Below are 12,897 nucleotides of genomic sequence, written 5' to 3'. Positions count from 1 at the left end.
CTCTCTTTCGCTGCAATATATAGATTAATATAATAATATGTAATACAATAATTATATAATAATTGCAAAAAAATATAAAGAAATACATGTATTAAATGGAGGAAATATGAAATTAAAAGGAAATGTGGCATTAGTTACCGGAGCGTCAAAAGGTATAGGAAGAGCCATAGCTATAGAACTTGCTAAAGAAGGAGCTATGGTAGCTGTGAATTATAATAAAGATAGAGAGGGATGTGAAGAAACAATAAGGATTATAGAATCTTTTGGTGGATATGCTATAGGCGTTAAAGGTGATGTTTCTAAATATACAGATGTAAAAAGCTTAGTTTCTAAGGTTATTGATAACTATGGCAAGATAGACATCTTGGTTAATAATGCAGGAATAAGCATAAGAAATTTATTTATGGATATAAAATTAGAGGAGATAGACAATCTAATTAATGTAAATTTAAAAGGTGTAATGTATACATGTCATTGTGTGCTTCCATGTATGGTTACAAAAAAATACGGAAGAATAGTTAATATATCTTCCATATGGGGAAATGTAGGTGGGTCATGTGAAGCAGTTTATTCGGCATCTAAAGGAGCTATAAATAGTTTCACAAAGGCATTAGGAAAGGAAATGGCTTTAAATGGAATAAGAGTAAATGCTATATCCCCTGGTGTGATAGAAACAGGAATGAATAACTGGCTTAGTGAAGAAGAAAAAAATGAATTAAAGGAAGGAATCTCTGTAGGTGAGTTTGGAAAAGGAGAGGACATAGGAAAAGCAGTGGCTTTTTTATGCTCAAAAGACGCAGAATACATAAATTCTCAAGTTATAACAGTTGATGGCGGAATGTATTAAAAAGGAGAAAATCTAAAGATTTTCTCCTTTTGAAGATTTATTTAAGGTGAAGAAAAAACAAATCTTATCTGATATGTTTTTTACTCCAAATCTGCTTTTGTGTAGCACAAGTATATTTTTTACTATGGCAAGACCAAGACCTGTGCCTCCTAAAATTCTATTTCTTGATTTGTCAATTTTATAGAATTTGTCCCAAATATTTTTCATCTCTTCTTTTGGAATGGAATTCCCATAATTTATTATATTTACTTTGACAGTATCTTTTAAATCATCAATAACTATATCTATTGAAGAATTATCTTTAGAATGTTCTATTGCATTGGTTAAAAGGTTAGTTATCACTTCGTTAATTCTAAATTCATCACCAACAACTAAAAAGTCGTCTTTAAGATAATTTATTTTTAAATTTTTCTTTGCTACAAAATGATCTAAATTTTTGCAGCATTTATTTATAAGAGATATTATAGAAAAATCTGTTAAGTTAAGTTTGAAATTAGGAGATTCCAGCTTACTAAGTTCAAGCATATCCATAACTAAGGAATTCATTTTATGAGACTCATCTATTATTACATCTAGATAATCATCGATTTCTCCTTCTTCCACAATTCCATCTTTGATACCTTCTGCATAACCTTCAATTAAGGCTATAGGAGTTTTTAATTCATGGGAAACATTTGCTACGAACTCTTTACGCATAGCTTCTAATTTCTTTTCATTTTCTATGTCTTTCTTTAAATTTGAGTTAGCTGTATTTAAATCTTTCAAAGCATTATTAAGATTTAAAGATAAGAAATTTAAAGTTTTAGCTAGATTTCCTATTTCATCTTCACTTTCTATAGGACACGTTTCAGAAAAATCAAGGTTACTTAATTTCAATGCAACTTGATTGATTTTTACTAAAGGCTTTGAGATTATATTGGTATATATTATAGAAAGTACTATTATAACGACTAGAGCAAATAAGGCTAAATAGATATAAAAGCTTTTTATAATAGAGCTGGCTTCCTCTATAGGTTGAAAAGGTGAATATGCTATTATGATGGCATCATTTTTTTCCTTTAAAGATATAGCACTTATACAAACTATATTTTTTGAATTCAAGTTATAATCGTTTATCAGTGTAGTTACGGTTTCTTTTTTGCCAGTTAGAACATCAGAAAATGTACCATTATCTATGAGATCTTTTAATATGTTATGTAATGTACTTTTTCTAGTATCATCTAATTGGTTTTTAGGGTTAGGAAGATATACAATTTCACCTACATTAGATAAAACAGCAATCTTAGCATTGTTCATAGCCTCAAAACTCTGCATACTTGAATAGAGTTTATAGTCGTCTGTTATATTATAGGAATAATTGAGTTTAAATTTTACAACATCTTCTTTAAGATTGTTAGTTTTTCTTTTTAAATAAAAATCTCCAAAGAACATACTTTGAAAAGCTAAGGAAAAGATAAGAAAAACTAGCAGAACTAAAGATGTTATAAAGAATAGTTTATTGGTTATATTCTTTTTAATCTTTATATTCAAGTTTATATCCACTTCCTCTGACTGTAATTATTAAACTACTATATTCTCTCAGCTTTTCTCTCAGTCTTTTTATATGAGTATCTACAGTCCGTATATCACCATCAAAATCATATCCCCAAACTTTATCTAAAAGAGTATCTCTAGAAAACACAGAATTTTTGTTTTCTGCTAAAAAGATTAGGAGATCATATTCTTTTGGAGATAATGATAAGATTTCTCCATTTATTGTAACTTCATGAGAAGTTTTATTTATTGAGAGACTGTTTATATTTATGAAGGCATTAGTGATATTAAGGTCATCAAGTCTTCTAAGAAGTGCCTTTACCTTAGCTACAAGGATTTTGGGAGAAAATGGCTTAGTTATATAGTCATCTGCTCCTAAATCATAACCCATTACTTCATCGTCATCATCAGCACGTGCAGTTAAGATTATGATAGGGATGTTTGAGATTTCTCTTATGGCTTTGCAAAGGTCAAAACCGTTTAAAAGAGGCATCATTATATCTAAAATTAATAAATCAAATTTATGATTTTGAAATAGATCTAAAGCTTCCTTTCCGTTAGAAGCCTCAACAATTGAAAAATCTTCTTTTGATAGATAATCTTTTATTAACCTTCTCATTCTAGGTTCGTCTTCTGCTATTAAAATTTGTTTATTCATAATACCACCTAACATAATTATTTATATAATTTACAATTCAATCATACTGTTTGCTTTATTACGGCGCATGCGCAATAATTCATTAACTTGCCTTAAAAAGACTTCTGCTCCTTCTATAACATTTTCATCGTTTATGTTTGAAACGCTTAGTCTAGCAGAATTTGTAATTGTATCTTCATTTAAGGTAAAATACTTCATATTTCTTATTTCTATATTTTGAAGACTTAGCGCATTATAAAGTTCAGAAAAAGATATGGTTGATGGAAGATTGACATAAGAAAAAAATCCGTTTAGAGGTATATTATAGGATAGACCGTTTATAGGATTTTTATCAAATACTTGTTTCAATAATTTTAGCTTTTGAGCATAATATTTTTTAATTTGAGCAACGTATATGTCGTATTGACCACTTTCTATAAACTCTGTAAGTGCTCCTTGAAATAACTGAGGACATCTGAAATTTAGATGTATTTTATAACTAAAAAAAGCATCTTTTAAAGAATCAGGAAGAATGATTGCGCCTAGTCTCATGCTAGGAAGAAGTGTTTTAGAAAAACTCTTCATGTGAACAACTCGATCTTCCGTATCATAAGCCTTTAATGACATATCTTCTTTGTTCCATAGATTATATAAATAGTCATCCTCTGCAATATATACATCATATTTATTTGCCAATTCTATTATCTTTTTCTTTTCTTCTTCAGTGTAAGATGTACCTAAAGGATTGTGCAGTCTAGGCATAGTGTAGAAGAACTTTATATCATTATTTTTAAAGTTTTCTTCCAATTCATCTAATGATATACCAGAAAAATTTCTGGAAATAGAGTATACAGAAAAATTATTGTTTTTAATCCAACCCAAAAATAAATTGTAGGTTGGGTCTTCGATTAATATGCTTTGTTTTCCATTAGGAAATTTCATAGAAGACAAGATTGATAATGCTTCTTGCACTCCATTTGTAAAACAAATTTTGTTTTCTGACACATCAATGCCTTCAGTTTTAAACTTTTTATTTAAAACACTTTTTAGTGGTAAAAAACCATCTGCAGCCCCGTAGCTAAAAAGTTCATTACCGTACTTGTCTATTGCTTTATTTATGCACTTTTGAAAGTCCTTTGCAGGAAATATAGAACAAGATGGTTCACCAGAAGCAAAATTTATTGTTTTTTCATCATCTATATCTGAAAATATCAAGCTGTTTTTAGATACAAAGTATCCACTTTTGGGCATGGCATATATTAAGTTGTTTTTTTCAAGTTCTGAATAAGCCCTTATAACTGTAGAGTTACTACAGCTGAATTTTATAGCCAAGGCTCGTATAGATGGCAGCTTTGTTTTAAAATTTCCATTTTGAATTTCAGATTTTATATAACTCATTATAAGTTCATATTTAGTATCCATAAAAGATTTTCCCCCAATCAAATCTATAAATACAATTTTGAATGGTTTAAAAATTATTATACCATATCAATTAATTTAAATTATATCATATTTTTAGACTGTAGTAATACAGATAATTAATAAGGATATTATAAAATTATTTATCATATTAGAATAATAAAATTCTTATTGTATTAGAGTATGATATAATATAGACTACAATAAGATTATATCAGTAGAATTTAGGAGGGAAATGATGAGTAACAGTATGTTTGATAGTAGAAAATATACCATGTCAAATGGATTAAATATAGTAACTATAAAAAAAGACACTCAAATAGCATGTGTTCACTTTGGTGTTAAAATTGGAGCTATGTACGAAAGCGTAAATGAAAAAGGTATAAGCCACTTTTTAGAACATATGATGTTTAAGGGGACAACCACAAGAAATAATGAAAAGATAAATGAAGAATTAGAGATGCTTGGAGGCGAATACAATGCCTATACAGATTATGGTTGTACTGTATATAGTGTAACTTGCATCGAGGAAGAACTATTAAATGCAATGAATCTTTTAGGTGATATGATAATGAATTCTGTATTTCCAAAAGAAGAGATTGAAAAGGAAAGAGGGGTAATATTATCAGAGATAAGGGCTTCTAAAGATGATATCGAAGATTTAAGCTTTAAGATAGCTTCAGAAAAAGCTTATGAAAATAGTCCATTAAAATATGATATAAGTGGATCTGAGGAGAATGTTAAAAAGTTTAATAAAAGAGACATAGATAGTTTTTATAGTAGATTTTACGTTCCAAACAATAGTTATATGGTAGTTGTATCTTCTTTGGATCACGAAGATGTTATAAAATGCATTGAAAATATATTTGAAAAGTGGGAACAAAAAGAAGTTGTATTACCTAAAGTAGAGGTAGAGGATAATAATCCTGGTATGTTTGTATCATGTAAAAAAGATCTTGAGCAGAGTACAATAGTTTATTTATATGGGGTAAATTCTATATCAAAAGATATGGAACTACCTTTTAAGATATTGAGTCATAGGTTAGGGGAGAGTGCCAACTCAATTCTCTTTAGAGAACTTAGGGAAAATAGAGGACTTGCATATGATATATATACCCATCTAGATTTAAGCGATAATATAAAGACGTTAGCTATTTATACTGCAGTTGATAAGGAAAATACAGAAGAAACAATAGACATAATAAATACTGCTATAGATAACATAAAAAATGAAGTTGTAAAATTTGATGACAGAACTATGGAATTAATGAAAAAGGTTCATAAAACGGCAGTTCTTTCAACTCTTGAAGATTCAACAGACCTATGCAATTATGCAGTTCACCAGTGCTTAGATGGAGAAAGTATATATGAATTTATAAATGATATGGATGATTTAAATAATATAAATAAGGAAAGTATTTATAAGGTAGCAAGAAAATTTTTAAACAATCCTACTATTCATATATTAAAAGAGGGTAATTAGATCAATGGAAAGTAGAAACGGAAAAATAACATCTATAGAGGTGCAAAAAAGAAATAAAGATAGAGTAAATGTGTTTGTAAACTATGAATTTGCATTTGCATGCAATATGGAACTTGTTTATAAAGAAGGACTCTCAAAAGGCTGTATCATAGATGAAAGAAGATTAAAAGAGATAGTATATAAAGAGGAAAAAATTAAAGCTAAAAGTACAGCTCTGAAAATATTGGAGAGAACCCTGAAAACAGAAAAAGAAGTAAGAGAAAAACTTATAGACAAGGGATATGATGGAAATATAGCAGATGAGACTATAGAGTTTTTGAAAGGGTATAATTTTATAAATGATGAAACATATGCGAAATTATTTGTAAAAGAAAAATTAAAATCTAAAGGAAAAAATAAAATAAGATTTGACCTTCAGCAAAAGGGCATAGATTCAGAGCTTATATCTAAAATCTTTTATGAGATTGATGATGATGTAGAGAATAATATAGCAAAGGAATTGTGTATAAAAAAATACAATATATTAAAGAAAAGTACAGATGATGAAAGAAAGATAAAGGAAAAGTTATTTAGATATCTTGTAAGCAGAGGATATGATTTTTCCTTAAGTAATGGGATAATAAAAGAAACTATTAATGAATTTAAGGAGTATTAGCATGAAATACATGTCTTTTGATATTATAACTGTTGTACTTTACACAGTGTTTTTTGTGCCTTTAATAAAAGCTTTTTTCTTTAAAAAAGGAACAGAAGCTTTAGAAGAAGATATATGGAGTATAGAAAAAAATGTAGCTTTTATAGTAGAGTTTTTTATAGCCTTAATACTGACTAAAAACATTGTAATTTTAAGAAATTTTGGATTTATGGAAAAGTATGTCCCAATTGGATTTACAGACTTTTTAGATGGAAATCCTAGGCTTAGCTATATTTTGATTCTTCCTATACTTTTATGTATAGTTTATTATATAGGTCTGCTCATGATAAAAGTAATAAATTATTTTACATTAAGTCCGTTAGTATCACTTCTTCATAGATTTTACAGTAGAAGAGGAGAGGCTGCAAAACGGATACTTAGCAGCATATTTGCACTTCCTAGAGCATTATGCTATATAATATTAGTTTCTTTTTTCTTGAATTGGTCTACATTATTTGTTTTTAATGAAAAACTCAATACTTATTTGAATGAGTCTAATCTTTATATAGTTATTGTAGACTCTGTTATAAATCCAATAACTAAATCCTCATTTGCTCAAAGCATACCAAATATTTTAAATGATTCTTTCAAAATAGTAGAGATTGATGAGTCTAAAAATAGCAGTGCTCCTAATGTATCTAGTGACTATAAAAACAGAAATGTAATTGTATATTATAATGGTGTCACTTTAGATGAGGGAGTAAAATCTAATAAATATATAAAGGAAGAAGCTTCAAATATAGTAAGTGGAATGAGTAAAGATAAAGAGAAGGCTAAGGCACTATACAACTGGATAGGAAGGAACGTAGATTATGATTATGAGAAGGCAAATCTTATAATGAATGGAAATTACTCAATACCATCAGGGGCTATTTCCACTTATGAAAGCAGAAAGGGAATTTGCTTTGACTATTCAGCACTTTATGTGGCTATGGCAAGAGCCGCTAACCTTAAGGTAAGACTTGTGACTGGTGAAGGATTTAATGGAACAACATGGGTAAGCCATGCATGGAATGAGGTATATATAAAAGAAGATAAGAAATGGATTAACATAGATACAACTTTTTACAATGGAGGGAATTATTTTAACTCCAAAAATTTTAATTTTGATCATAGAGGAACCCAAATAGCAGGAGAATGGTAAAAGGAGCATTTATTTCAATGCTCCTTTTTTTAAGTTCTTAACTATTAAATTCAAAGCTTTTTCACAATCCTTATCATTGTTATCTAAGGCCCAAGATGTATTAAAATAAAGTAAGGCTTTTTGAGTGTCGTTTAACATTGCATAGCAGTAAGCTAGATTAAAAAAATATTTGCTTTCCTGCTTTAAAGAAAGAGCAGATTTTATAAGTTCTAAAGCTTTTTCATATTCTTTAAGTTTTATAAAACACACAGCGGCATTGTAATAAGAACATGCTTCATTTTCTCGACTTTCTATAGATTTTTTATAAAAGTTTATAGCTTTTTTATAATCCTTCACATTATAAAGATCATTTGCTTTTTCAAAATAACTCACTCTAAATCCTCCTAAAGTTAATTTGCTGTACATCATATACTTTAAATTTTTAACTATAAGTGTATAATTTATACATGATAGATATCATAAAATTTTATTAAGCTAATAATTGGATTTTTTATGGAATACATTATATAATATGAGTGTTAAATATAAATATTCAAAAATTTTCTTTAGATTACCTTATATTCCATAATACTAAGTAAAGGGTTATATAAATAGAATTCTTTAATTAAGGGGATGTAAACATGAAAGGCATTTTAAATTTAGGAGTAGACATAGGATCAACTACAGTAAAATTAGTACTAGTAAGCAGAGAGAATAAAGTAGTATACAGTAAATATCAGAGACATTTAGCTGACATAGAAAATACAGTTATATCCTTAATTAAGGATTGTAGCAATGTTTTTGATGGAGGAGTAACAGTAACAATAACAGGATCAGGTGGACTTGGGGTATCTAAAAGACTTAATTTACCGTTTATTCAGGAGGTAATAGCATGCACAGCAGCTATTGAATACATGATTCCAGAAACTGACGTTGCCATAGAACTTGGTGGAGAGGATGCTAAAATAACTTATTTTAAAGGCGGTATAGAACAAAGAATGAATGGAACATGTGCAGGAGGAACTGGAGCATTTATAGATCAAATGTCAGTGCTTCTAGAAACTGATGCATCAGGACTAAATAATTTAGCAAAGAATTATGAAAACATATATCCTATAGCAGCTAGGTGCGGAGTCTTTGCTAAGACAGATATTCAGCCATTGATTAACGAGGGAGCAAGGAAGGAAGATATAGCTGTTTCTATATTTCAAGCAGTTGTAAATCAAACCATAAGTGGACTTGCTTGTGGAAAACCTATAAGAGGAAAAGTAGCCTTCCTAGGGGGGCCTTTATATTTTTTAAGCGAACTTAGGAAGAGATTTAAAGAAACTTTAGAATTAAGAGATGAGGATGTAATCTTTCCTGAAAATTCTCAACTATTTGTAGCAATAGGAGCAGCTATTAAATCTAGAGAAAACAGTCCTATATATATGAAACAACTTTTAGAACTTCTTCTAAACTTAAAAAGTGAGAAGCATTTAATAAGAGGCTTAAAACCGCTCTTTGAAGATAAAGAGGACTATGTGAAATTTAAAGAATATCATAGCAAAGATGTAGCAAAGAAAAAATCATTTGATTTATGCAGTGGAAATGGATTTTTAGGAATAGATGCAGGGTCTACTACAACAAAGGCTGTAGTTATAGATGATGACTGTAATATAGTATACAGCCATTACGAAAATAATAAAGGAAATCCTCTAAATGTAGTTATAAGTATATTAAAAGATATATATAATAAAAAACCTCAGGATTTTAATATAGTTAATTCTGCAGTTACAGGATATGGTGAAAACTTAATAAAGACAGCATTAGGTGTAGATATAGGGGAAATTGAGACAATAGCTCACTATAAAGGAGCTAATTACTTTTTGCCTGGAGTAGATTTTATACTTGATATTGGTGGACAAGATATGAAATGCTTGAAGATAAAAGATGGAGTTATTGATAGTATACTTCTTAATGAAGCGTGTTCATCTGGATGTGGATCATTTATTGAGGGATTTGCAAAATCTTTAGATTTATCTTTAGATAAGTTTGTAGATGAAGCTATAAATTCACAAATACCTATTGATTTAGGTTCAAGATGTACCGTATTTATGAACTCCAAGGTTAAGGAAGCACAGAAAGAAGGTGCAAAAGTAGGTGATATTGCAGCAGGTCTTTGTTATTCTGTGGTAAAAAATGCATTATATAAAGTGATTAGAATTAGACGACCTGAGGAAATGGGAGAAAAAATAGTAGTTCAGGGAGGGACTTTTTATAATGATGCCATATTAAGAGCCTTTGAGCTTATAAGTGGAGTTAAAGCCATAAGGCCAGACATAGCAGGAATAATGGGTGCTTTTGGGGCAGCCATAATATCAAAAGAAAGATATGAAGAAGGATATATATCTACTTTATGTAAAGTAGAAAATTTAGATAAGATACATGCTAAAACAACATTAAGACGATGTGGAGGGTGTACTAATAATTGTCTTCTTACAATAAATGATTTTGGAAATAAGAAGAAATTTATTTCTGGTAATAGATGTGAAAAAGGAGAAGGAAAGAATAACAAAAATAAAGATATACCTAATTTGTATGAATATAAATATGATAGGTTGTTCAGCTATGAGCCATTAAAAGAACAGGAAGCAAAACGAGGCGTTGTTGGAATACCTAGAGCACTGAATTTATATGAAAACTATCCATTTTGGTTCACATTTTTAACAGAGCTTGGCTATAGGGTGGTACTTTCAGATAGAACAAATAAGAAGACCTACGAAAGTGGAATGGAAACAATTCCTTCTGAGTCTGTATGCTATCCGGGAAAGCTTGTTCATGGACACATAATGAATCTGATAAAGAAAAATATAAAGTTTATTTTTTATCCGTGTATTCCTTATGAGAGAAAAGAGGATGAGACGGCAAATAACAGCTATAATTGTCCAATTGTAACTTCTTATCCTGAGGTCATAAAAAATAATATGGATATATTAAAAGAAAATAATATAAAGTTTTTAAATCCTTTTTTAGCACTAAATAATGAGAATAAACTTTGTGACAGACTATACTCAATATTTAAAGAAGAGGGGATATTAAAAAATGAAATAAATACTGCTCTTTTAAAAGCGCTTAAGGAGCAGGAAAATTTCAAAAGAGACATAGAGAAAAAAGGAGAAGAAACTCTAAAATATTTAGATGAAAAAGGCTTAAAAGGCATAGTACTAAGTGGAAGACCTTACCACATAGATCCAGAAGTTAACCACGGAATTGACAGCCTTATAACTTCTTATGGTATTGGGGTACTAACTGAGGACAGCATATGCCATTTACAGAATATTGACAGACCTCTGCGAGTTGTGGATCAATGGACATACCACAACAGGCTTTATAGAGCTGCAACATTTGTATCCACTAGTGAAAATTTAGAGCTTATACAATTAAATTCTTTTGGATGTGGATTAGATGCAGTAACTACAGATGAAGTTAAAAGTATATTAAATAGAAATGGAAAGATATACACAGTAATAAAAATAGATGAAGGAAACAATTTAGGTGCTGTAAGAATAAGACTGAGATCGTTAAAAGCATCTATGGATGAAAGAGAAAAAAATAATTTTAAAATTACTGTAGGGGAAAATCCCAATAAAAGAGTAGTTTTTACAAAAGAAATGAGAAAAAAACATACCATACTATCACCACAAATGTCTCCGATACATTTTCAATTTTTGGAGGAAGCTTTTAAAGCTTGTGATTACAACTTAGTAGTACTTAATAATGTAGATTCTAACATAATTGAGGAAGGATTGAAGTATGTAAATAACGATGCATGTTATCCATCTATAATCGTTGTTGGACAACTTATAAGCGCTTTGAAAAGTGGAAAGTATGATTTAGATAATACATCTGTTATCATAAGTCAAACAGGTGGAGGATGTAGGGCAACTAATTATATAGGATTTTTAAGAAAAGCCCTTAGAGAGTGTAATTTAGAGAAAATACCGGTAATATCATTAAATGCCGTAGGATTAGAAAAAAATCCAGGATTTAAGGTAACGCCAAAACTTTTAAATAAAGCATTAATGTCTATTTGTTATGGTGATGTCCTTATGAGAGTTTTATATAGAGTTAGGCCATATGAAAAAGTGAAAGATTCTGCTAATGAACTATATAAAAAATGGACTGAAAAATGTAAAAAAACTATAAGAGAAGGCGGATATAAAGAATTTAAAGATGATATTTTAAATATAATACGGGAATTTGATACTTTACCAATAGATAATGTTATAAAACCTAGAGTTGGATTGGTTGGAGAAATTCTAGTGAAATTCCATCCTACTGCAAATAATAATGTGGTATCCATAGTAGAGGAAGAAGGTGGAGAAGCCGTAATGCCAGACCTTATGGGGTTCTTCCTATATGTAACTTATGATACTGATTATAAATACAAATATTTATCAGGGAAAAGGTCCACATACCTTTTTAGTAAAATTGGAATAAAAGCATTTAATCTCTATATAGGATTTATAAAGAAAGCTCTTAAAGAAAGCGAAAGATTTTCATATCCAAAGACAATATATGAGCTTGCTGATATGGCTAATAAAGTTGTATCTATAGGAAATCAGACTGGAGAAGGATGGTTCCTTACAGGAGAAATGCTAGAACTTATAGACGATAATGTTAATAATATAATATGTATGCAGCCTTTTGCATGTTTACCTAACCATGTTACTGGAAAGGGTATGATAAAGGCTTTAAAGGAAAAGAATCCTGAAGTTAATATTGTAGCAATAGATTATGATCCAGGTGCCAGTGAAGTAAATCAGCTTAATAGGATTAAACTTATGATGTCAGTGGCATTTAAAAATCTAAACAAACACACGAACAAAGCTGTAGAACGTGATGTGCCAATAGAGAAGAAAATTGGAAGAGGAATCTTCTTAAATTCTTAAAATATCCTTGACATAGACTCTTATAATATTATAATATATGTATAAATTAATAAGTAATTAGCTAAGAAAAAGAGGAGTAGGAATCTGTATCTTTTTAGAGAGAGAAACTCATGGGCTGAAAGGTTTCTTAAAGAGATGATTTTGAAGGTAGCTTTGGAGCTTCTTTGCTGAGAGTGATTGTAGGCAAAGACGGTGTTCTTACCGTTAAATTTTAAGAGCCCATTGTA

At 29.5% G+C, this 12,897-nt stretch carries 9 protein-coding genes and 1 other annotated feature (1 of these 10 running past the window's edge); of the genes, 5 read left to right on the top strand and 4 right to left on the bottom strand.

The window, feature by feature from the left end:
• The first annotated feature begins 106 nt into the window (after positions 1–106).
• A complete protein-coding gene (gene ymfI, locus KQH81_RS09165) occupies positions 107–847 on the top strand; it encodes an elongation factor P 5-aminopentanone reductase (protein ID WP_099335541.1) in 741 nt (246 codons plus the stop codon).
• 12 nt (positions 848–859) lie between these two features.
• Here ymfI and KQH81_RS09160 read toward each other — a convergent pair whose 3' ends face one another.
• From KQH81_RS09160 to KQH81_RS09150, 3 genes are read right to left on the bottom strand one after another with little or no spacing between them, the layout of a single operon-like run.
• Entirely contained in the window at positions 860–2,377 is a 1,518-nt protein-coding gene (locus KQH81_RS09160; protein WP_230028127.1) for a sensor histidine kinase, read from the bottom strand.
• Complete coding sequence (locus tag KQH81_RS09155) at positions 2,361–3,038, bottom strand: response regulator transcription factor (RefSeq protein WP_027638271.1); 678 nt, start codon at positions 3,036–3,038, stop codon at positions 2,361–2,363. The genes KQH81_RS09160 and KQH81_RS09155 overlap by 17 nt, the downstream gene beginning before the upstream one ends.
• Positions 3,039–3,068: 30 nt before the next feature.
• On the bottom strand, positions 3,069–4,439 hold the full coding sequence (locus KQH81_RS09150; RefSeq protein ID WP_027638272.1) for an aminotransferase-like domain-containing protein: 1,371 nt from the start codon (positions 4,437–4,439) through the stop codon (positions 3,069–3,071).
• 235 nt (positions 4,440–4,674) lie between these two features.
• Here KQH81_RS09150 and KQH81_RS09145 point away from each other — a divergent pair, with 235 nt between their 5' ends.
• Genes KQH81_RS09145 through KQH81_RS09135 form a run of 3 tightly spaced genes read left to right on the top strand, consistent with a single transcriptional unit; the run spans position 4,675 to position 7,757 of the window.
• A complete protein-coding gene (locus tag KQH81_RS09145) occupies positions 4,675–5,919 on the top strand; it encodes a M16 family metallopeptidase (RefSeq protein ID WP_027638273.1) in 1,245 nt (414 codons plus the stop codon).
• Between the two features lie 4 nt (positions 5,920–5,923).
• On the top strand, positions 5,924–6,574 hold the full coding sequence (gene recX, locus KQH81_RS09140; protein WP_027638274.1) for a recombination regulator RecX: 651 nt from the start codon (positions 5,924–5,926) through the stop codon (positions 6,572–6,574).
• 1 nt (position 6,575) lies between these two features.
• The gene (locus tag KQH81_RS09135; protein ID WP_051196204.1) at positions 6,576–7,757 is read left to right on the top strand and encodes a transglutaminase-like domain-containing protein; all 1,182 of its coding nucleotides are present in this window, start codon (positions 6,576–6,578) and stop codon (positions 7,755–7,757) included.
• A 9-nt stretch (positions 7,758–7,766) separates the two neighbouring features.
• On the opposite strand, the gene KQH81_RS09130 is transcribed toward KQH81_RS09135, so the two are convergent.
• Positions 7,767–8,129, bottom strand: coding sequence for a tetratricopeptide repeat protein (locus KQH81_RS09130; RefSeq protein WP_027638276.1), 363 nt, complete (start codon positions 8,127–8,129; stop codon positions 7,767–7,769).
• Positions 8,130–8,377: 248 nt separating this feature from the next.
• Here KQH81_RS09130 and KQH81_RS09125 point away from each other — a divergent pair, with 248 nt between their 5' ends.
• On the top strand, positions 8,378–12,670 hold the full coding sequence (locus KQH81_RS09125; protein WP_027638277.1) for a 2-hydroxyacyl-CoA dehydratase: 4,293 nt from the start codon (positions 8,378–8,380) through the stop codon (positions 12,668–12,670).
• Between the two features lie 54 nt (positions 12,671–12,724).
• Positions 12,725–12,897 (top strand) — a binding site (T-box leader); it runs 41 nt beyond the window's last position.

The sequence above is a fragment of the Clostridium cadaveris genome, assembly GCF_020911725.1.
GTDB lineage: Bacteria > Bacillota > Clostridia > Clostridiales > Clostridiaceae > Clostridium_X > Clostridium_X cadaveris.
Note: the sequence above shows the minus strand (reverse complement) of the source record. Positions and strands in the feature narration are given on the sequence as shown.